General features: G+C 60.6%; 20 protein-coding genes. 10 read left to right on the plus strand and 10 right to left on the minus strand.

Annotation, left to right across the window (positions count from 1 at the left end; translation table 11 throughout):
- Window positions 1-50: 50 nt before the first annotated feature.
- The 4 genes from rlmD to KGB24_RS20770 all read right to left on the minus strand — a co-directional run bounded on the left by rlmD (window position 51) and on the right by KGB24_RS20770 (window position 4,698).
- Complete coding sequence (rlmD, locus tag KGB24_RS20755) at window positions 51-1,403, minus strand: 23S rRNA (uracil(1939)-C(5))-methyltransferase RlmD (RefSeq protein ID WP_223415754.1); 1,353 nt, start codon at window positions 1,401-1,403, stop codon at window positions 51-53.
- On the minus strand, window positions 1,403-2,305 hold the full coding sequence (cysM, locus tag KGB24_RS20760; RefSeq protein WP_008029320.1) for a cysteine synthase CysM: 903 nt from the start codon (window positions 2,303-2,305) through the stop codon (window positions 1,403-1,405). Before cysM ends, rlmD begins: the two co-directional genes overlap by 1 nt.
- Before the next feature lie 277 nt (window positions 2,306-2,582).
- Window positions 2,583-3,989: a sensor histidine kinase gene (locus KGB24_RS20765; RefSeq protein ID WP_223415755.1), complete on the minus strand. Its 1,407-nt coding sequence runs from the start codon at window positions 3,987-3,989 to the stop codon at window positions 2,583-2,585.
- On the minus strand, window positions 3,976-4,698 hold the full coding sequence (locus KGB24_RS20770; protein WP_223415756.1) for a response regulator transcription factor: 723 nt from the start codon (window positions 4,696-4,698) through the stop codon (window positions 3,976-3,978). The genes KGB24_RS20765 and KGB24_RS20770 overlap by 14 nt, the downstream gene beginning before the upstream one ends.
- Window positions 4,699-4,912: 214 nt before the next feature.
- Here KGB24_RS20770 and KGB24_RS20775 point away from each other — a divergent pair, with 214 nt between their 5' ends.
- Both KGB24_RS20775 and KGB24_RS20780 read left to right on the plus strand, forming a co-directional pair.
- Window positions 4,913-7,666, plus strand: a complete 2,754-nt coding sequence (locus tag KGB24_RS20775) for a response regulator (RefSeq protein ID WP_223415757.1) — start codon at window positions 4,913-4,915, stop codon at window positions 7,664-7,666.
- 200 nt (window positions 7,667-7,866) lie between these two features.
- A complete protein-coding gene (locus KGB24_RS20780) occupies window positions 7,867-8,856 on the plus strand; it encodes a 2-hydroxyacid dehydrogenase (RefSeq protein ID WP_207286450.1) in 990 nt (329 codons plus the stop codon).
- A gap of 5 nt (window positions 8,857-8,861) precedes the next feature.
- Here the strand turns inward: KGB24_RS20780 and KGB24_RS20785 are convergent, their stop codons facing one another.
- Window positions 8,862-9,242, minus strand: a complete 381-nt coding sequence (locus KGB24_RS20785; protein ID WP_223415758.1) for a hypothetical protein — start codon at window positions 9,240-9,242, stop codon at window positions 8,862-8,864.
- A 134-nt stretch (window positions 9,243-9,376) separates the two neighbouring features.
- Here KGB24_RS20785 and KGB24_RS20790 point away from each other — a divergent pair, with 134 nt between their 5' ends.
- Window positions 9,377-9,811: a hypothetical protein gene (locus KGB24_RS20790; protein ID WP_008029332.1), complete on the plus strand. Its 435-nt coding sequence runs from the start codon at window positions 9,377-9,379 to the stop codon at window positions 9,809-9,811.
- The gene (locus KGB24_RS20795) at window positions 9,811-10,215 is read left to right on the plus strand and encodes an META domain-containing protein (protein WP_192227941.1); all 405 of its coding nucleotides are present in this window, start codon (window positions 9,811-9,813) and stop codon (window positions 10,213-10,215) included. The genes KGB24_RS20790 and KGB24_RS20795 overlap by 1 nt, the downstream gene beginning before the upstream one ends.
- Window positions 10,216-10,376: 161 nt before the next feature.
- Here KGB24_RS20795 and KGB24_RS20800 read toward each other — a convergent pair whose 3' ends face one another.
- Window positions 10,377-10,844 (minus strand): TlpA disulfide reductase family protein, encoded by a 468-nt coding sequence (locus KGB24_RS20800; protein WP_008041644.1) that lies wholly within the window; start codon window positions 10,842-10,844, stop codon window positions 10,377-10,379.
- A 114-nt stretch (window positions 10,845-10,958) separates the two neighbouring features.
- On the opposite strand from KGB24_RS20800, the gene arsC reads away from it, so the two are divergent.
- The 3 genes from arsC to KGB24_RS20815 are packed head-to-tail and all read left to right on the plus strand — an operon-like array spanning window position 10,959 to window position 12,332.
- Window positions 10,959-11,312 (plus strand): arsenate reductase (glutaredoxin), encoded by a 354-nt coding sequence (gene arsC, locus KGB24_RS20805; RefSeq protein WP_008029340.1) that lies wholly within the window; start codon window positions 10,959-10,961, stop codon window positions 11,310-11,312.
- The gene (gene wrbA, locus KGB24_RS20810) at window positions 11,309-11,905 is read left to right on the plus strand and encodes an NAD(P)H:quinone oxidoreductase (RefSeq protein ID WP_008011647.1); all 597 of its coding nucleotides are present in this window, start codon (window positions 11,309-11,311) and stop codon (window positions 11,903-11,905) included. Before arsC ends, wrbA begins: the two co-directional genes overlap by 4 nt.
- A 1-nt stretch (window position 11,906) precedes the next feature.
- The gene (locus tag KGB24_RS20815; RefSeq protein ID WP_008029342.1) at window positions 11,907-12,332 is read left to right on the plus strand and encodes a DUF2069 domain-containing protein; all 426 of its coding nucleotides are present in this window, start codon (window positions 11,907-11,909) and stop codon (window positions 12,330-12,332) included.
- Between the two features lie 89 nt (window positions 12,333-12,421).
- On the opposite strand, the gene KGB24_RS20820 is transcribed toward KGB24_RS20815, so the two are convergent.
- Window positions 12,422-13,096: a DNA-3-methyladenine glycosylase I gene (locus KGB24_RS20820; RefSeq protein ID WP_008029344.1), complete on the minus strand. Its 675-nt coding sequence runs from the start codon at window positions 13,094-13,096 to the stop codon at window positions 12,422-12,424.
- Window positions 13,097-13,219: 123 nt separating this feature from the next.
- Window positions 13,220-14,044 carry a tRNA 2-thiocytidine(32) synthetase TtcA gene (gene ttcA / locus KGB24_RS20825; protein ID WP_008029346.1) on the minus strand — a complete coding sequence of 275 codons (825 nt, stop codon included), beginning with the start codon at window positions 14,042-14,044 and terminating at the stop codon, window positions 13,220-13,222.
- Between the two features lie 278 nt (window positions 14,045-14,322).
- On the opposite strand from ttcA, the gene KGB24_RS20830 reads away from it, so the two are divergent.
- The gene (locus tag KGB24_RS20830; RefSeq protein WP_008029348.1) at window positions 14,323-14,925 is read left to right on the plus strand and encodes a Yip1 family protein; all 603 of its coding nucleotides are present in this window, start codon (window positions 14,323-14,325) and stop codon (window positions 14,923-14,925) included.
- 148 nt (window positions 14,926-15,073) lie between these two features.
- Window positions 15,074-15,568 carry a SprT family zinc-dependent metalloprotease gene (locus KGB24_RS20835; RefSeq protein WP_008029350.1) on the plus strand — a complete coding sequence of 165 codons (495 nt, stop codon included), beginning with the start codon at window positions 15,074-15,076 and terminating at the stop codon, window positions 15,566-15,568.
- A 112-nt stretch (window positions 15,569-15,680) separates the two neighbouring features.
- On the opposite strand, the gene KGB24_RS20840 is transcribed toward KGB24_RS20835, so the two are convergent.
- Entirely contained in the window at window positions 15,681-16,862 is a 1,182-nt protein-coding gene (locus tag KGB24_RS20840; RefSeq protein WP_223415759.1) for a CaiB/BaiF CoA transferase family protein, read from the minus strand.
- A 145-nt stretch (window positions 16,863-17,007) separates the two neighbouring features.
- Window positions 17,008-18,342 carry a dicarboxylate/amino acid:cation symporter gene (locus KGB24_RS20845; RefSeq protein ID WP_008029353.1) on the minus strand — a complete coding sequence of 445 codons (1,335 nt, stop codon included), beginning with the start codon at window positions 18,340-18,342 and terminating at the stop codon, window positions 17,008-17,010.
- A gap of 338 nt (window positions 18,343-18,680) precedes the next feature.
- Here KGB24_RS20845 and KGB24_RS20850 point away from each other — a divergent pair, with 338 nt between their 5' ends.
- Window positions 18,681-19,679 (plus strand): AraC family transcriptional regulator, encoded by a 999-nt coding sequence (locus KGB24_RS20850; protein WP_223415760.1) that lies wholly within the window; start codon window positions 18,681-18,683, stop codon window positions 19,677-19,679.
- Window positions 19,680-19,709: the final 30 nt, after the last annotated feature.

A 19,709-nucleotide genomic window follows, 5' to 3' on the forward strand; every position in this document is an offset into this window, starting at 1 on the left:
GGGCTGGTACGCGGCTGCACGGGCGGGCCAGTCGGACCAGACGAGCCTTCCTAACTCGCTTCAAATAACGCCATGGCTTCGACATGTGCCGTCTGAGGAAACATATCGAGAATCCCGGCACGTTTTAACCGGTAGCCCTGCTTGATCAATTCCACTGTGTCGCGCGCCAGCGTTGCCGGATTGCATGACACATACACCAACCGCTCGGCACCCATCGACTTGAGCTTGCGCACCACCTCGAAAGCACCGTCACGGGGTGGGTCCAAGAGTACCGCACAAAAGCCTTCGCGCGCCCATTCGGCATCGGTCAAAGGCTGGGATAAATCGGCCTGAAAAAACTTCGCATTATGAAGATTGTTGCTAGCGGCGTTCGCGGCTGCCCGCTCGACCATCGCCTGCACACCTTCGACTGCCACCACTTCGCGAACCGCTTTGGCCAGCGGCAAGGCAAAGTTGCCCAACCCACAGAATAGATCGAGAACGCGCTCATCCGCTGTCGGCTTCAACCAGTCCAGCGCCTGGGCAACCATCGCTTCGTTGACCGCCGCGTTGACCTGAATGAAGTCTCCCGGCCGGTACGCCAGGTCCAAATCCCACTGTTCAAGGCGATAGCCCAAAGACTGATCGGCTTGAACCGGCTGTGGTTCGCCCTCTCCATGCAGCCACAATTGAGCTTCATGAAACGAGCAGAAATCCTTGAGGATCGTCAGATCGGATTCAGACAACGGCGCCATGTGCCGCAGCAAAACCGCCAACGACGAACCACTGAACAATTCCACATGCCCCAACGCCTGAGGCTTGCTCAAGCGGCGGAGCATTTCCGGCAAGCGGGTCATGATCGGTTGCAAGGGCTGTACCAGCACCGGGCATTCGTTGATCGCAACGATGTCCTGACTGCCAGCGGCGCGGAAACCGACTTCGAGCTTTTTCGCTTTCATGTCCCAGCGCACCGCTACACGGGCGCGACGGCGGTAAGCGAATTCCGGACCGCTTAACGGCACGGCCCATTCTTCGGGTTCGACACCGGCGACCTTCGACAATTGCTCGGCGAGCATGCGCTGTTTCAGGGCAAGTTGTTCGGTGTGCGGCAGATGTTGCACGCTGCAACCGCCACAGCGACCGGCATGCGGACACGGTGCCGGGCGACGCAGTTCGCTGGCCTGGAACACACGCTCGGTGCGCGCCTCGACCACTTTGCCGTGGGCGCCCAACACGCGCGCCTCGACCTCTTCACCGGCCAATGCGCCGATGACGAACCAGGTGCGACCTTCGAAAAACGCGATACCGCGACCGTCATTCGCCAGGCGCTCTATAGTCAGGCGCTGCTTTTTGCCGGTCGGAATTTGCGGGGCCTTGCTGCCGCCGGTGGGCTGGAAGCGCAGGCCTCTCTCGTGCTTGGCCATCAGTTGGGCGCGTCGAAAATGCCGGTCGACAAGTAACGGTCGCCACGGTCGCAGATGATCGCGACGATCACCGCGTTTTCAACTTCTTTGGACAGGCGCAGCATCGCTGCCACGGCACCGCCCGAGGACACGCCGCAGAAGATGCCTTCTTCGCGAGCCAGACGACGGGTCACGTCCTCGGCTTCGCTTTGCGCCATGTCGACGATGCGGTCCACGCGATCGGCCTGGTAGATCTTCGGCAGGTATTCCTGCGGCCAGCGACGGATGCCCGGGATCGCCGAGCCTTCCATCGGTTGCAGGCCGATGATCTGCACGTTGTCGTTCTGCTCTTTCAAATAGCGCGACACGCCCATGATGGTGCCCGTGGTGCCCATCGAACTGACGAAATGAGTGATGGTGCCCTCGGTCTGACGCCAGATTTCCGGGCCGGTGGTGGTGTAGTGCGCTTCCGGGTTGTCGCCGTTGGCGAACTGGTCCAGCACCTTGCCACGGCCTTCGGCTTCCATTCGCTGAGCGAGGTCGCGTGCGCCTTCCATGCCTTCTTCCTGGGTGACTAGGATCAGCTCGGCGCCATACGCCGTCATCGCGGCCTTGCGCTCGGCGCTGGAGTTGTCCGGCATGATCAGGATCATCTTGTAACCCTTGATCGCGGCGGCCATGGCCAGGGCGATCCCGGTGTTGCCCGAGGTCGCTTCGATCAGCGTATCGCCGACGTGGATCTGCCCGCGCAACTCGGCGCGGGTAATCATCGACAGCGCCGGCCGGTCCTTGACCGAACCCGCCGGGTTGTTCCCTTCGAGCTTGAGCAAAAGGGTATTGCTGGTGGCGCCGGGCAGGCGCTGCAAACGGACCAGCGGAGTGTTGCCGACGCAATCGGCGATGGTTGGGTACTGCAAGGTCATGGCGTATTCGCAATCCAGACTGCGGGGGCGCCTATCATACCGGCAAACGTAGGAAGGCCATATCACGCAAAGTGCGGTGCTTATGGCTTATGGGAATAAGGGCAAGAAAGTGAGTAATTGATTGGGCCCAGGGTTCGACACCACACCCTACTGACAACAGTCGCTGGTTAGCTGTTGGCGAAATAATGATAGTCGCACCAGTGGTGCGACTTTTTAGTGATGGTGATGCAAAGGGCCTCTTCGCGAGCAGGCTCGCTCCTACAGGGAATAGCGTTGCTCACACCATTTGCGGTCGGCACACATCCACTGCGGGAGCGAGCCTGCTCGCGATGGCGTCATCAGCCACCAACCGCATGTTCAGCCGCAACCCTGCCCCAGTATTCTCAGCCCAAAGCCGTCCGCCCTGGCGCTGCACCGCATTCCTTGCAATGCTCAGCCCCAACCCGAACCCGCCATTCCCCGGCCGCGAACCATCGAGTCGAGTGAACGGCGAGAAGATCCGCTCAAGATCCTCTTCAGCCACCCCGCCCCCTTCATCCTCCAGCCACAGATGCCAGTAACCGCCTTCACGTCGTCCATCCAGACGCACGATGCCGCCCTTCGGTGAATGACGAATGGCATTGCGCAGGATGTTTTCCAGCGCCTGGGCCAGGGTGTTGAGATTGCCGCGCACCCAGCAGGATGAATCCACCGCGCACTGTAATTGGTCGGTGGGGCAGCAACTTTCATAGCAGGCGTTGTCCGTGAGCATTTCCCACAGAGCCTGAATCTGGATCGCCTCGTCGGGCAAGGGCGTGCGCTCGGTGTCGAGCCAGGCCAGTTGCAGCGTGTCTTCGACCAACCGTTGCATGCCATCGACTTCGCGACCAATGCGTTCGCGCAGTTGCACCAGACTTTGCTCACCCTCGCTCGCTACGCGCAAACGACTCAAGGGTGTGCGCAATTCGTGGGACAGGTCGCGCAGCAGCTGTTGTTGCAGGGCCACCGTGCTTTGCAGGCGCTCGGACATGTGATCGAACGCGCGGCCCAGCTCACCCAGTTCATCGCAGCGATTGGTCGTGCGGCTCGACAGGCGTACGCCTAACTGGTCGGCGCGCCACGCATTGGCCTGCTCGCGCAGTTGATTGAGGGGCACCACCAGCAATCGATACAGCCCGACGCACAAGAGCAAGGTGAACAGTCCGGGAATCACGCCGTTGGTGATGACGCGCCAGAACACCCGGTAGCGCCCCGGCTTGAACCGCTGGGGCAGTTCGATCACCAGGCTGCCGACGGATGAGTCGCCGGGAAACGGTACGCGCAGCCACGGCAGGCGTTTTTTGTGAATGGGCCAGTCCAGGCCACGCAGAAAAGTCAGGCGCTGGATTTCCTGGTCCGTCAGCGATTGGCTGCTCAACGACTGCAAATCGCCGCCAATCACACCCACCCAGCCCTTTTCACGCTGTCGCATATCCTGCAGCCAGGCATCGACACCTGCGCTCTGCCCCTGCTGCCATGCCTGTTCGGCTTCGGCGGCATAGCGCGTCAACGTGCCTCGGGCTTCGTCAGAGAGAAACTGGTTGCGCTGTTCCATGTAGCGGCCCCAGGACCAGCTCAGCCAGATCATCAGCAGACAGAACGCCACCAGCAGACAGGCGAGTTTCCAGAACAACGAATGCCTGCCCGGCAGGTCAGACCACTTCATGGTCAGCACTCAGGACATAGCCCTTGCCCCACACCGTGCGCACTTCCCGCTCGGTGTAGCCGATGGCCTTGAGCTTGCGACGGATCTGGCTGATGTGCATGTCGAGGCTGCGGTCGTGAGCCGCGTAACCCCGTTGCAACACGTGCTGATAAAGGAAGGCTTTGCTCAGCACCTCATCGCCGTTGCGATGGAGGGTGTCCAGCAACCGGTACTCGCTGCGGGTCAGGCCGGCGGCGTGTTCGCCATAGAACACCTCGAAGCATTCATCGTCGAAACGCAGACTGTCCGTCACCAAGGCAACCGGCGCCACGGCCGGGCGACGATCCAGTGCGACGCGCCGCAGGATCGCTTCGATGCGCACGCGCAACTCGGCCATGCTGAAGGGCTTGGGCAAATAATCATCGGCGCCGAGGCGGAAACCGCTGATGCGATCGGCTTCGGCGCCCAGTGCCGACATCAGCACCACCGGGGTGGAATGGCTCTGGCGCAATTGGGTCAGCACGTTCAAACCGTTCATGCCCGGCAGCAGAATGTCCATCAGCACCACATCGAAGGCTTGCTCACGGGCAATCGCCAAGCCTTCCTGGCCGTTTTGGCACCAGGTCACCTGGAAACCGCTACGGCCCAGTTGCTCGTGCACATAAGCACCGAGCACCAGGTCGTCTTCGATGGAGAGGATTCGGGGATGGCCAACAGAGATGGGAGTCATGAGTATCTGCAAATAATTCTCAGTTGATGATTATTCAAGATTGCCTCGCCGGGGGCAACCCAAGGTTTGCCAGCCACGCAAAAGCGCTGGACTGCCCGACGAATGACGTCATCAATTTTACGAGGATTGCCCGCAAGCAAATCGCTACACTGCGCAAGTGGCGTGTACCGGATGTACGCGCAGGTTCTTAAATGGCTGGATGCAGGAGAGAGGCGTGCTCAAGAAACTGGGAATAAAAGGCCGCGTGCTGTTGCTGACCTTGCTTCCGACCAGCCTGATGGCCTTGGTGCTGGGCGGCTATTTCACCTGGATGCAGCAATCCGACCTGCAAACCCAACTCATGCAGCGTGGCGAAATGATCGCCGAACAGCTCGCGCCCCTTGTCGCGCCGGCCATGAGCCACAAGGACACAGAACTGCTGGAACGCATCGCCACCCAAGCGCTGGAAACGCCCGATGTGCGCGCGGTGACGCTCCTCGCCCCGGACCGCACGTCGCTGGCGCATGCTGGCCCGACCATGCTCAATCCGGCGCCGCTGGGCAATGGCTCGCAGATGCTGCGCCGCAGCGGCAACGATGCGACGCGTTACCTGCTGCCGGTGTTCGGCAAGCACCGCAACCTGGCCGGTGACCTGATACCCGAGGAATCTGACCGCCTGCTGGGTTGGGTCGAACTCGAACTGTCCCACAACGGCATGTTGCTGCGCGGTTATCGCAGCCTGTTCGCCAGTCTGCTGTTGATCGGCGCGGGCCTCGCCGGTGCGGCGCTGCTGGCATTGCGCATGGGCCGTACGATCAATCGGCCGCTGAGCCAGATCAAGCAAGCGGTGGCGCAGCTCAAGGACGGTCACCTGGAAACCCGCCTGCCGCCGCTCGGCAGTCAGGAGCTCGATGAACTGGCGTCCGGCATCAACCGCATGGCCGGCACCCTGCAGAACGCCCAGGAAGAATTGCAGCACAGCATCGATCAGGCCACCGAAGACGTGCGCCAGAACCTGGAAACCATCGAAATCCAGAACATCGAGCTGGACCTGGCGCGCAAGGAAGCCCTGGAAGCGAGCCGGATCAAATCCGAATTCCTCGCCAACATGAGCCATGAAATCCGCACGCCGCTCAACGGCATTCTCGGTTTCACCCACTTGCTGCAAAAAAGCGAACTGACCCCACGTCAGCTCGACTACCTGGGCACCATCGAAAAATCCGCCGACAGCCTGCTGGGGATCATCAACGAGATCCTCGACTTCTCGAAAATCGAGGCCGGCAAACTGGTGCTCGACCACATTCCGTTCAACTTGCGCGATTTGCTCCAGGACACCCTGACCATCCTCGCCCCGGCCGCCCACGCCAAACAACTGGAACTGGTGAGCCTGGTCTATCGCGACACGCCGCTGTCGCTGGTCGGCGATCCGCTGCGCCTGAAGCAGATCCTCACCAACCTCGTAAGCAACGCGATCAAGTTCACCCGCGAAGGCACCATCGTTGCCCGCGCCATGCTCGAAGACGAGCATGAAGACAGCGTGCAACTGCGCATCAGCATTCAGGACACCGGCATCGGCCTGTCGAACGAGGACGTGCGCGCGCTGTTCCAGGCCTTCAGCCAGGCCGACAACTCGCTGTCCCGGCAACCCGGCGGCACCGGCCTGGGGCTGGTGATTTCCAAGCGCCTGATCGAACAGATGGGCGGCGAGATCGGCGTCGACAGCACGCCGGGCGAAGGCTCGGAATTCTGGATCAGCCTGAGTCTGCCGAAAACCCGCGACGACGCCGAAGACCTGCCCGCTCCGCCGTTGCTCGGACGCCGCGTCGCCGTGCTGGAGAACCACGAACTGGCCCGTCAGGCGTTGCAGCATCAACTGGAAGACTGTGGCCTGGAAGTCACCCCGTTCAATACCCTGGAAAGCCTGACCAATGGCGTGACCGGCGCACACCAGACCGATCTGGCGATCGACCTCGCCGTGCTTGGCATCACCAGCAACGACATGCCGCCGGAGCGCCTCAACCAGCATATCTGGGACCTTGAGCACCTCGGCTGCAAAGTGCTGGTGCTGTGCCCGACCACCGAACAGACACTGTTCCACCTCTCGGTGCCGAACCCGCACAGCCAGCTCCAGGCCAAACCGGCCTGCACACGCAAGTTGCGCCGGGCCTTGTCCGATCTGGTCAATCCGCGCCAACAACGTAGCGATCCCGGCGAACCGGTGTCCAGCCGCGCGCCGAAGGTGCTCTGCGTCGACGACAACCCGGCCAATCTGTTGCTGGTGCAAACCCTGCTCGAAGACCTTGGCGCCAAGGTGCTTGCGGTGGAAAGCGGCTATGCCGCCGTCAAAGCGGTGCAGACCGAGACCTTCGATCTGGTGTTAATGGACGTGCAGATGCCCGGCATGGATGGTCGTCAGAGCACCGAAACCATTCGCCAGTGGGAAAGCGAACGGCATTGCACGCCGCTGCCGATCGTGGCCCTGACCGCTCACGCGATGGCCAACGAAAAACGCGCGCTGCTGCAAAGTGGCATGGATGATTACCTGACCAAACCGATCAGCGAGCGGCAATTGGCGCAGGTGGTGTTGAAGTGGACCGGCCTGGCGCTGCGCAATCAGGGGCCAGAGCGTTCCAGTGACAGTCACGGCGGCAGCCACGAGTTGCAAGTGCTGGATCACGAAGAAGGGTTGCGGCTGGCGGCGGGCAAGGCGGATCTGGCGGCGGACATGCTGGCGATGTTGCTGGCATCGCTGGAAGCCGACCGTGAAGCCATTCGCTTCGCCCGGGAAACCAACGATCACAACGCGTTGATCGAACGCGTGCACCGCCTGCACGGCGCCACCCGTTATTGCGGCGTGCCGCAGCTGCGTGCCGCCTGCCAGCGCAGCGAAACCCTGCTCAAGCAACAGGACCCGAAGGCTCCGGGCGCATTGGAAGACCTCGACCGGGCCATCAATCGCCTGGCGGCGCATGCCCGTATCAATGCTTGATGCAACGCAATCCGTTTGATTGCCACGGGCGTAAGCTCACCGCAATCCCTGTAGGAGCATGGCTTGCCAGCGAAGGGGCCCTCAAACCCTTCTTCATTCTGGAGGACGCCTTCGCTGGCAAGCCATGCTCCTACAGGGTATCCGGCGGGCCTGAAGTTTTCGGCAACAGGCATACAGCGTGAATGTTCCAGGAGGATTGCATGCGTACGATTCTTTTCAGCAGCCAGACCTACGACCGCGACAGTTTTCTCGGCGCCGACCTCCCTGCCGGCATCGAGCTGCACTTTCAATCGGCGCGACTCAGCCTCGACACGGCAGCGCTGGCGGAACATCACGAAGTGGTCTGTGCCTTTATCAATGACGACCTCAGCGCCCCGGTGCTCGAACGCCTTGCAGCGGGCGGCACACGCCTGATTGCCCTGCGCTCGGCCGGCTACAACCATGTCGACCTGGCGGTGGCGAAGCGCCTGGGATTGTCGATCGTGCGGGTTCCGGCCTACTCGCCCCACGCGGTGGCCGAACACGCGGTGGCGCTGATCCTGGCGCTCAACCGTCGTTTGCACCGTGCCTATAACCGCACCCGCGAAGGGGATTTCAGCCTCCACGGGCTGACGGGTTTCGATCTGGTGGGCAAAACGGTCGGCGTGGTTGGCACCGGGCAAATCGGCGCGACCTTCGCGAAAATCATGAACGGTTTCGGCTGCCGGCTACTGGCCTATGATCCTTACCCCAATCCACAGGTCGAAGCCCTCGGCGCACGTTATTTGAGTTTGCCCGAGCTGCTGGCCGAATCGCAGATCATCAGCCTGCACTGCCCGCTCAACGAGCAGAGCAAACACCTGATCAACCGCGAGTCACTGGCGCACATGCAAGCAGGCGCCATGTTGATCAATACCGGTCGCGGCGGTCTGGTGGACACGCCGGCGCTGATCGACGCGCTGAAGGACGGCCAACTCGGTTACCTGGGACTGGATGTGTATGAAGAAGAGGCGCAGCTGTTCTTCGAGGACCGTTCCGACCTGCCGCTGCAGGACGATGTGCTGGCGCGCCTGCTGACCTTCCCGAACGTGATCGTCACCGCACATCAGGCCTTCCTGACCCGTGAAGCCCTGGGTGCAATTGCCGCGACGACGTTGCAGAACATTGCAGCCTGGGCGGCCGGCACACCGCAGAATCAGGTCGAGGGCTGAGCGGATCAGGCCTTGGACAACAGGATCATCAAGGCCAGCCAGCCAAAACCGAGCAAGCGTTGGCCTGTTGAATGCCCGCGACGCAGCAGGAACCAGACAAAAAACGGTGGCAGAAAGAAAATCATCAGTTTCAGCCACAGCTCCACCGGACGCGGGCCGTTGAGCGGCGGAGCGGAAACCGCTGCTTCGACGTCGGCTTTGCGTTTACGCCCGAACGCGGCCGGCGAAACCTTGGCCACGCTCTCGTCTTGCGGTAAACGTCCGAAAGACAGTGGCGCCTTCGACGTTGCCGCTTGCGCCTCTCGTGTCGGCGCACCGCAATGAACACAAGCAGGCGCCGTTGAACTGATGCGTTGCTTGCACTCAAAACATTCGATTAACGCCATGTCCGTTCCTTAGAAATGCAAAAGCGGCAGTTTGCCATGAGTCGGCAGGTCATTTGAACCTGATCGAAGGTCATCTGCTTGCGCAATGCTGCGTGCAGGCCCGTGCTAGCATACCGCGCATATTTGGAGGACCCATGGTCGAACACGATTTCCGCTATAACCTGATGAACCCGCAACACACCCTCACCGAATGCCGCGCCCTCGTGCCGGGGCGTTATCAAGTCACCGGCAACGGCGGCTCGATTCGCAACAATGACGTGCTGGTCGTGACCCTCAAAGGCGCCAAGGACTTGTCCATGCGCCTGACCGTCGAAACGGTTCGCCACCTGATCAACCCGCCCGGCCAATGGGTCGCGGTGGCCAGTGGCCCGGTGTTCGGTGAACTGGCGATCCACACCTGGAAAGTCAACTGCGACAGCTGCGCCAAAGAGCTGAGCTTCGAGTTCGCGGTCGACGCCAAACTGGGTAACAAGGCTGAAAAGCCTGCTGCCACTGCGCGGATTGCCGAGTTGGGCTGGACCGCCGTCGGTGAGAAGCACCTGTGCCCGAAATGCCAGGAGCCTGCGTGATGAAACGCCTTGCTCTGACCGCAATGGTCGGCGCCAGCCTGCTGGGCTGTGCCGCCGAGCCGGTAAAATTGCAGCAGAACCGCAGCTACATTCTGGAATGGATCGGCGAACGCCCGCTGATGGATTACAGCCACCTGACCGTCACCCTCGGCGAAGATGGCCGGGCCTATGGAAACGGCGGCTGCAACCACTGGTTCGCACCGTATACGCTCGAAGACGACAAGCTGAGTTTCGGCAAGGTCGGCAGCACGCGCAAACTGTGCGCGCCGGCGTTGATGGAACAGGAAAAGCGCTTCCTCCAGGCCCTGGAAAACGTGCAGCGCTGGGATGTTTCACCGATCGACCAGATGCGCTTCTGGCCGGCCGAAGGCAAGCCGCTGCGTTGGTGGCTTGAAGAAGGTTAAGCCTTGCCGGCGATGATGGCGGGTCAATCACCATTAATTCCGCCTGATACACGTTCCCCCTGTAGGAGCCGGCTTGCCGGCGATGGCGGTGGATCCATCAACATCGATGGTATCTGACACTCCGCTATCGCCGGCAAGCCGGCTCCTACAAAGTATTGCGTTCAGTTTTTAGCCTGTAGCGCCTCAAGCTTTGCCATCACCCCCGCCGCTGTCTGCTCGCCCATCAACTGTTCCCGCACCTTGCCTTTGTTATCGATGATGTACGTCACCGGCAACGCCTCGCTGCGCGGCAGTTCAAACAGCTCCGCCGGATCCGAAGCCAATACGGTGAACCTGATCCCCAGTTTCTCGCTGGCGCTTTTCAGCTCTTCGCCCTGCACGTTGTCGAAGTTGACCCCGAACACACCGATCTTCTTGTCCTTCAACTGCTCGGCCAGCCCGTTCAATTCCGGGATCTCGGTTCGGCACGGGCCGCACCATTCGGCCCAGTAATTAAGCACCAGCCATTGTTTGTCCAGACGTTCGGCGGCGACTTTTTGGCCGTTCTGATCGATGCCATAGTCATTGCCGCAGCCCCCCAACATCAGCGCACCGATGATCGCCAATGCCGCTGCCAATCGCCTTGTCATGTCGTGATCCTTGTTCAAAATTGAATGCGCCTGCGACCCATCGCCTCCCAAGGTTCTGGATTACGCGCTGCACAGTTAGAATAGCCGTCACCTTACGCAAGATGCGACCCGCACATGACCGATCTGACGCTTTATCACAACCCGCGCTGCTCGAAATCCCGCGGTGCGCTCGAACTGCTCGAAGCCCGTGGCCTGACGCCGACCGTGGTCCGCTACCTCGAGACCCCGCTCGACGCCGCGCAATTGCAGAGCCTGCTGAAAAAGCTCGGCCTCGGCGCCCGGCAATTGCTGCGCACCGGTGAGGACGAGTACAAGACCCTCAACCTCGCCGACGCCAGCCTGAGCGAGGCGCAATTAATTGCCGCCATCGCTGCGCACCCGAAACTGATGGAGCGACCGATTCTCGAAGTCGGCGACAAAGCCGTCATCGGCCGTCCGCCGGAGAACGTGCTGGAGTTGCTGCCGTGAGCGCGCCGTACATTCTGGTTCTGTATTACAGCCGCAGCGGCTCAACCAATGAAATGGCGCGGCAGATCGCCCGCGGTGTCGAGCAGTCCGGGATGGAAGCGCGCCTGCGCACCGTGCCGGCGATTTCCACCGAGTGCGAAGCGGTGTCGCCGGACATTCCGGACGAAGGCGCGCTGTACGCCAGCCTCGACGACCTGAAGAACTGCGCAGGCCTGGCCCTCGGCAGCCCGACGCGTTTCGGCAACATGGCCGCACCGCTCAAATACTTCCTCGACGGCACCAGCAACCTGTGGCTGACCGGCGCCCTCGTCGGCAAACCGGCCGGGGTGTTCACCTCCACCGCGAGCCTGCACGGCGGTCAGGAAACCACGCTGCTGTCGATGATGTTGCCGCTGCTGCACCACGGCATGCTGATCACCGGCCTGCCGTACAGCGAATCCGCGTTGCTGGAAACCCGTGGCGGCGGCACGCCGTACGGCGCCAGTCATCACGCCGGCGCCGATGGCAAAAGCGGCTTGAATGAACATGAAGTGGCGCTGTGCCGGGCCTTGGGTCTGCGCCTGGCGAAGACCGCACAAAAGTTGGTGAGCTGAGATGGCGAAAAAGCCGAAGATCCTGCCTTCCATTGAATGGCTCGAACCACGGGTTCGGGCGATGCGCGTCATCAGTCTGCTGTGCTACTTCGGCCTGGTGGGATTGCTCTGCGCTTATTACCTGGTGGTCGCCGACCTGCATGGTGCGCGGCCGTGGGTTATTCTGCTGATCGAACTGGTGCCGCTGCTGTTGCTGGCGCCGGGGATGATCGTCGGCAGCGCGCGCGGGCATTCGTGGATGTGTTTTGTGGTGAACCTGTATTTCATCAAGGGCGCACTGGCGGCGTATGACCCGAACCGGCAGCTGTTCGGTTTGCTGGAAATGGGCGCGAGCCTGGCGGTGTTCTGCTCGGCGCTGTTGTATGTGCGGTGGCGGTTTCAGTTGAATCGCAAACTGGCTGGCGAGGGCGAGATTTCCGTCGCCTGACCGGGCCTCTTCGCGGGCAAGCCTCGCTCCTACAGGAATCTGAGAAACCTGTAGGAGCGAGGCTTGCCCGCGAAGGGCATCACTCGATATCAATGATTGGCGGTGTACGCCAGCATCATCGAAATCTGACTCATCGGCCGCCCGCCGCTTTCTTCATGCCACTGGTTGAACACGCCCTGCACCGTGGCCAGATCCCGCAGGCTGGTTGGCACTTTGTCGACGATCTTCTGCGCATTCAGCGCCGCCACCACGTCATAACTCGGCACAAAGGTGTCCTTGCCGACCATCCGCAAAAATCTCGGCGCCGACAAGCCACCCAATTGATGACCGTGCTTTTTCAGGTAGGTCCACAAGCCGACGATATCGGTCACCGGCCAATCGGCGATCAACTCGCCAAAACTGCCTTTCTCATGGGCCACGTCCAGCACGAACTGCGCATTGCGCGGCACGCTCTTGAGCTTGCCCAGGTGGCGGATGATCCGCGCGTCCTGCATCAGGCGTTCAAGGTGTTCGGCGCTCATCAGCACGACTTTTTCCGGGTCGAACTTGAAGAACACTTCTTCGAAGGCCGGCCACTTGGCGTCCACCAGGCTGTGCTTGAGCCCGGCGCGGAACACACGCAGCGCCATGGTCGAGAGGTAGCGATCGTCGCTGATATCGCGCAATTGCGCGGCAGTCTTCGGAACGGGCAGATGGGCTTCCAGTTCGGCTGCGGAACCGAAGCGGTTCAGACAGTATTCGTGCAGCCACTTGTAATCGCGCATGCCCTCTCCTGAGGAGTCAGTGAGTAGACCAATGTGGGAGCCAGCCTGCTGGCGATAGCGGTGGGTCAGTCAACGTCTGACTTACCGCTATCGCCAGCAGGCTGGCTCCCACAGTGATTGTGTTTAGAGGTTTACTACGTTAACGAACCGCGACATGGCGGTTTCGTCGATCCGCAGGTTGGTGAAGTCGAACAGGTTGCGGTCCGCCAATTGCGACGGGATCACGTTCTGCAAGCTGCGGAAAATGCTTTCGGTGCGGCCCGGCGTCTTGCGCTCCCATTCCTGCAGCATTTCCTTGACCACCTGACGTTGCAGGTTTTCCTGGGAACCGCAGAGGTTGCACGGGATGATCGGGAATTGCTTGAGGTCCGAGTAAGCCTGAATGTCTTTTTCGTTGCAGTAGGCCAACGGGCGGATCACCACGTTGCGGCCGTCGTCGGCGCGCAGCTTCGGCGGCATGGCCTTGAGCGAGCCGTTGAAGAACATATTGAGGAAGAACGTTTCGACGATGTCGTCGCGGTGGTGACCGAGGGCCATTTTGGTCGCGCCGATTTCGTCGGCAAAGGTGTAGAGCGTGCCGCGACGCAGGCGCGAGCACAGCGAGCAGGTGGTCTTGCCTTCCGGAATCAGCTCCTTGACCACCGAATACGTGTCTTTCTCGACGATGTGGTATTCGATGCCCAGGGTTTTGAGGTACGCCGGCAGCACGTCCTCAGGGAAACCCGGCTGTTTCTGGTCCATGTTCACGGCCACGATCTCGAACTTGATCGGCGCGACCTTCTGCAAATGCATCAGCACGTCGAGCATGGTGTAGCTGTCCTTGCCGCCGGACAGGCAGACCATGACCTTGTCGCCGTCTTCAATCATGTTGAAATCGGCGACAGCCTCACCGGCCTGACGGCGAAGGCGCTTTTGCAGTTTGTTCTGGTTGACCGTGAGAGTGCCCATGACGCGAGATCCGTGAGGTGTGACGAAAGGCCGGCATTTTACGCAAAAACCCCTCGCCGGCGAAGTACCCACAGGGGATTGTGGTTGACAGTGCCAGCAGCGATTAACAGCCTTGTTTACAGCGCGATTTGCTCTAACGCCCTACAACCTGCGGGGTTAAGACCTTTCTATACTGCGTCATAAGGTCGCACACATATCCAGACCTTTACTTACTTGGCCACTTTGGCCTGTAGGCGCTCCACTGGGGGGCGACGGTAAAAACAAGAGGAGTGACTGGCATGATCCATCACGTAGTGGGGCTCTTCACCCACCCCGACCAGGAATGGAAAGAAATCCGTGGCGACCAAGAGGAAAGCATCAGCCACATGTACCTGACCCACACGCTGATTCTGGCGGCGATCCCCGCCGTGTCGGCGTTTATCGGCACCACGCAGGTCGGCTGGGTAATTGGCAGCCGGGCACCGGTGATGCTGACGCAGGAAAGCGCGCTATGGATGACGATCATGTCGTACGTGGCGATGCTCGGCGGCGTTGCCGTAATGGGCGCGTTCATCCACTGGATGGCCCGCACCTATGACGCCAACCCGAGTCTGGCACGTTGCGTTGCGTTTGCGACCTACACCGCGACCCCGCTGTTCATTGGCGGCCTTGCGGCACTGTACCCACACATGTGGCTGGGGATGATCGTCGGGACGGCGGCCATCTGCTACACGGTGTACCTGCTGTATGTGGGGCTTCCAACTTTCATGAACATTCCATCTGACGAGGGATTTCTGTTTTCAAGTTCGGTGCTCGCCGTCGGTTTAGTCGTATTGGTGGCGATCATGGCATTCACTGTCATTGTCTGGGGACTTGGCGTGGGGCCGGTCTACACGAATTAGTTACGTTCTCCACCCAAAATCAAGATCTGCCAATACAGGCCGCCGCAAGGCGGCCTTTCAATGTGGGGGTAACGACCATTCGGCGCCCTGGCGATTCGCAAGGCCCGAGCGTTGCGGCATACTCGACGTCTCTGGAGATCCATCAAGCATGCCCGAGCAACTCAATACCCGCGTCGAAGACTGTTACCAACAAGCCGAATCCTTTTTCAAACGAACCTTCAAACGCCCCGTGGTGAGCCTCAAGCTGCGCGGGCAAAAAGCCGGTGTCGCGCATCTGCACGAGAACCTGCTGCGCTTCAATCCGCAGCTGTACCGCGAAAACACTGAAGATTTCCTCAAGCAGACCGTGGCCCATGAAGTCGCCCACCTGATCGCTCATCAGCTGTTCGGCGATCGCATCCAGCCCCACGGCGAAGAGTGGCAACTGATCATGCGTGGCGTGTACGAACTGCCGCCCAATCGCTGCCACACCTACGACGTCAAGCGCCGCAGCGTGACGCGCTATATCTACAAATGCCCGTGCGCCGACAGTGATTTCCCGTTTTCGGCGCAGCGCCACAGCCTGGTGCGGCAGGGGCGGCGGTATTTGTGTCGGCGGTGCCGGAGCACGTTGGTGTTCAGTGGGGAGATGCGGGTCGAGTAAGTCGGACTTGTGGTGTTTTGGCGGGCCCCTTCGCGGGCAAGCCTCGCTCCTACAGAAGCATCGAAATCACCTGTAGGAGCGAGGCTTGCCCGCGAAGAGGCCGCGTCAGGCGCTAGAGAATCACCTTGGCACGCCGCAATTCTTCAATTCGCAGCGAACTAACCCCCAACTCCCCCAACACCTGATCCGTATGCTCACCCAGCGCCGCACCGATATGCCGAGGCTCGGGCAACCCCTGCGAGAACTTCAACGGACACGCCATCTGCGCCTGGCTCGTGCCATCCCCTCGCGGCACATCGGTCACCAATTCCCGTGCCTGCAACTGCGGATGCCGAACCGCCTCACCCAAGGTCAGCACCGGCTCGACACACGCATCGAGCTCGGCAAACAGTGCGCACAATTCGGCAAAGTCGTGTTTCTCGAATTCAGTCTGCAGCGCGTCCTTTAGCTTCTTTTGCTGGGCAGGCTGAGGTGACAGGCCCAACGTCGCCAACTCCTCCAGCCCCAGTGCCGTGCACAGTTGTTTCATGAACGGCGGCTCCAGGCTGCCCACCGATAACCAGCGGCCATCCCGCGAACGGTAATAGTCGTAGAAGCTGCCGCCGTTGAGCATCTGGTCTTCCCGGCCCGGCTCCTCGCCGCAGGCCAGGTACCCGGCCCCGGCCATGGCGTTCAGGCTGAACGCGCAGTCGGTCATGCTCACATCCAGATGCTGCCCCAGCCCGCTTTGTTGCCGGGCGATCACCGCCGCCAGCAGGCCGATGACGCCGTGCAGCGAACCGCCGGCGACATCCGCCACTTGCACGCCCAAGGGCAGCGGGCCGTTGTCGGCGCGGCCGGTGTAGCTCGCCAGCCCCGCCAACGCCAGGTAATTGATGTCGTGGCCGGCGCGATCCTTGTAGGGGCCGGTTTGCCCGTATCCAGTGATCGACACATAGATCAGCTTTGGGTTGATGGCTTTCAACGCTTCATACCCCAGGCCCAATCGTTCCATGACACCGGGGCGGAATTGCTCCAGGACGATGTCGTAGTCCTGCAACAGCTGCTTAATCACCGCCAGCGCCTCGGGCTGCTTGAGGTCCAGCGCCAGGCTGCGCTTGTTGCGATTGAGGTACGCGTGGCTGGCCGACACGCCTTGGTCATGGGGCGGCAGCACCCGCAACAGGTCCATGCGGGTCGGCGACTCGATGCGCAAAACCTCGGCGCCCATGTCAGCCAATAACAGCGAGGCGAACGGCCCCGGCAACAATGTCGAGAAATCCAGAACCTTGAGTGATGCCAATGGGCCGGGCATGAGCGATCTCCGTATTCGATGCCTCCAGCCTAGGCAGCCAATCGCGTTGCAGCAATCACCTGATGTGTCAGCAACTGTGACCGTTACGCTCAAATTCCTGGCATGAAAAAACCCGCCGAAGCGGGTTTTTTCATGACAACGCGTGTTACTTGACGTTGCTTGGGGTTGGGCCTTCAGCCACACCCAGGTCGTCTACTTCACGTTCGTCGGAGATACCGCGACCGCCGGAAGCCAGCTCGACTTGCAGCTTGTCTTCGTCCAGCTCCTTCACCCACTTGGCCACGACCAGGGTCGCAACAGCATTACCAACGAGGTTGGTCAGCGCACGGGCTTCGGACATGAAGCGGTCGATACCGAGGATCAGCGCCAGGCCGGCTACTGGCAGAGTACCCACGGCCGACAGGGTGGCTGCCAGCACGATGAAACCACTACCGGTCACACCTGCCGCACCTTTGGAGGACAACAGCAGCACCAGCAGCAAGGTGATCTGGTGAGTGAGGTCCATCGGCGTATCAGTCGCCTGAGCGATAAACACAGCCGCCATGGTCAGGTAGATCGAAGTACCGTCGAGGTTGAAGGAGTAACCAGTCGGGATCACCAGACCCACTACCGATTTATCCGCACCCAGGCGTTCCATTTTGATCAGCATGCGTGGCAGAGCCGATTCCGACGAGGAAGTGCCCAGTACGATCAGCAGTTCTTCACGGATGTAGCGGATCAGCTTGAGTACGCTGAAACCATGCGCGCGGCAGATGGCGCCCAATACCAGAACCACAAACAGGATGCAGGTGATGTAGAAGCAGATCATCAGCTGACCAAGCTGTACCAGCGAGCCAACACCGTAAGCACCAATGGTGAAGGCCATGGCACCGAAGGCACCGACCGGCGCGAGCTTCATGATCATGTTGATGATGTTGAACATCACGTGAGCGAAGCGATCGATAAAGTCCAGGACCGGCTTGCCGTACGCACCCAGGCGATGCAGGGCGAAACCGAAGATCACCGAGAACATCAGAACTTGCAGGATATCGCCGTTGGCGAAAGCGCCGACGATGGTGTTAGGGATCACATTGAGGATAAAGGCGACGATGCTCTGGTCTTTACCGGCCGAGATGAAGCCAGCGATTTTGCTGGTGTCCAGAGTCGTTACGTCGATGTGCATGCCGGCGCCCGGTTGCACGACGTTGACCACGACCAGACCGATCAGCAAGGCAATAGTGGAAACGATTTCGAAGTACAGCAGCGCATAACCGCCGGTCTTGCCGACCGATTTCATGTTCTGCATGCCGGCGATACCGCTGACGACCGTACAGAAGATGATTGGCGCGATGACCATTTTGATCAGTTTGATGAACCCGTCACCCAGCGGCTTGAGGGCCACACCGGTCTGCGGGTAGAAGTGACCAAGCAGGATGCCGATGGCGATGGCAACGATCACCTGGAAATACAGGGATTTGTACAGTGGCTGACGAGTCGTCATTGCAAAGTTCCTCAAGAGTGCGCGCTAACAACATCCATCTGTTGCCCACGACACCTGAATTGCGAACCCTCCTGCACTGGAGGGATTTGTTTTTTCGAGCTGCACGACGGCAGGCATCTGCTCGTTACATCGCAAGCGGCGTGCCACTTTTGCAAAATCCGCTGCGAGCCTTTTGACATCAGGGGTTACAGGTTCAACGTGCCTTGGGTGCGCTATAAAACAGTGGCGGATTTCCGCCCATCCACCAAACCTCATCCTGCAATTTGGCGGATATCCGCCTTGTCCATTGCCTGACCCGACGACTACCATCCGTCGTTCAATAGACGGACCTGCCTTCTATGCGCGAACGTACCATCGCCAGCCATTTCGCCCGTGCCGCCCTCGGTGGCGCGCGTCGGCTGGGTCATGACTGTTCAAACCTGTTGCAACAACTCGGCATCAGCCCCGAGCTGCTGGAAGAACCGCGTGCGCGCATTGCGCCTGAGCAGTTCACTCGTTTGATCCAGGGATTGTGGCTGGCACTCGACGATGAGTACCTGGGCTTCGGGCCGGTCCCGAGTAAAACCGGCAGTTTCGCGATGATGTGCCACGCGGTGATTCACTGCCGCAATCTCGAAAAGGCACTGCATCGCGGCTTGTTGTTTTATAGCCTGTTCCCCGGCGGCCCGCGCCTGACCCTGACCCGCGAAAACGAAATGATCCGCCTGAGCCTGGACGATTCGCAGTTTCAGGACCCGGACCATTTCCTCACCGAAAGCCAGTTGATGGTCTGGCATCGCCTCGGCAGTTGGCTGATCGGCCAGCGCATCCGCCTGGAACAAGCGACGTTCAGCTACCCGAAGCCCGAGCACGGCGCCGAATACGAGTTGCTGTTCCCCTGCCCGATGGAGTTTTCAGCGGCGCAGAGCAGTCTGCTGTTCCACAGTCGCTACCTGAACATGCCGTTGCTGCAGGACGAGCGGACCCTCAAGCATTTCCTCGAACACTCCCCCGCCGACCTGTTGTCGCGCCCGGATGACGGCGACAGCCTGAGCAGCCAGTTGCGCCGTTTGCTCAGCCGCGACAGTGCGCGCTGGCCGGACCTGGAAGCGGTGGCCGCGCACCTGCACATCAGCCCGCAGACGCTACGCCGGCATTTGCGCGAAGAGGGTTCGAGTTTTCAGGAGTTGAAGGATCAGTTGCGCCGGGACATTGCGATTTATCATCTGGGGCGCGCGGACCTGTCGTTGCAACAGATTGCCGAGCAGCTGGGGTTTTCCGAGCCTTCGGCGTTTCACCGGGCGTTCAAGAAATGGACCGGGCTTACACCCGGAGCCTACCGCGCCCAGGAGAATTGAACACATAACCTGTAGGAGCCGGCTTGCCGG

The sequence above is a fragment of the Pseudomonas sp. BF-RE-25 genome (assembly GCF_019956105.1).
Taxonomy (GTDB): domain Bacteria; phylum Pseudomonadota; class Gammaproteobacteria; order Pseudomonadales; family Pseudomonadaceae; genus Aquipseudomonas; species Aquipseudomonas migulae.

Coding starts and splice junctions, on each gene's coding strand:
- KGB24_RS20845 (WP_008029353.1), bottom strand. CDS start 18,342: ATGACGACTCGTCAGCCACTGTACAAATCCCTGTATTTCCAGGTGATC.
- KGB24_RS20820 (WP_008029344.1), bottom strand. CDS start 13,096: ATGCGCGATTACAAGTGGCTGCACGAATACTGTCTGAACCGCTTCGGT.
- ttcA (WP_008029346.1), bottom strand. CDS start 14,044: ATGGGCACTCTCACGGTCAACCAGAACAAACTGCAAAAGCGCCTTCGC.
- KGB24_RS20795 (WP_192227941.1), top strand. CDS start 9,811: ATGAAACGCCTTGCTCTGACCGCAATGGTCGGCGCCAGCCTGCTGGGC.
- KGB24_RS20780 (WP_207286450.1), top strand. CDS start 7,867: ATGCGTACGATTCTTTTCAGCAGCCAGACCTACGACCGCGACAGTTTT.
- KGB24_RS20790 (WP_008029332.1), top strand. CDS start 9,377: ATGGTCGAACACGATTTCCGCTATAACCTGATGAACCCGCAACACACC.
- KGB24_RS20850 (WP_223415760.1), top strand. CDS start 18,681: ATGCGCGAACGTACCATCGCCAGCCATTTCGCCCGTGCCGCCCTCGGT.
- cysM (WP_008029320.1), bottom strand. CDS start 2,305: ATGACCTTGCAGTACCCAACCATCGCCGATTGCGTCGGCAACACTCCG.
- KGB24_RS20815 (WP_008029342.1), top strand. CDS start 11,907: ATGGCGAAAAAGCCGAAGATCCTGCCTTCCATTGAATGGCTCGAACCA.
- rlmD (WP_223415754.1), bottom strand. CDS start 1,403: ATGGCCAAGCACGAGAGAGGCCTGCGCTTCCAGCCCACCGGCGGCAGC.
- arsC (WP_008029340.1), top strand. CDS start 10,959: ATGACCGATCTGACGCTTTATCACAACCCGCGCTGCTCGAAATCCCGC.
- KGB24_RS20830 (WP_008029348.1), top strand. CDS start 14,323: ATGATCCATCACGTAGTGGGGCTCTTCACCCACCCCGACCAGGAATGG.
- KGB24_RS20800 (WP_008041644.1), bottom strand. CDS start 10,844: ATGACAAGGCGATTGGCAGCGGCATTGGCGATCATCGGTGCGCTGATG.
- KGB24_RS20785 (WP_223415758.1), bottom strand. CDS start 9,242: ATGGCGTTAATCGAATGTTTTGAGTGCAAGCAACGCATCAGTTCAACG.
- KGB24_RS20840 (WP_223415759.1), bottom strand. CDS start 16,862: ATGCCCGGCCCATTGGCATCACTCAAGGTTCTGGATTTCTCGACATTG.
- KGB24_RS20835 (WP_008029350.1), top strand. CDS start 15,074: ATGCCCGAGCAACTCAATACCCGCGTCGAAGACTGTTACCAACAAGCC.
- KGB24_RS20765 (WP_223415755.1), bottom strand. CDS start 3,989: ATGAAGTGGTCTGACCTGCCGGGCAGGCATTCGTTGTTCTGGAAACTC.
- KGB24_RS20770 (WP_223415756.1), bottom strand. CDS start 4,698: ATGACTCCCATCTCTGTTGGCCATCCCCGAATCCTCTCCATCGAAGAC.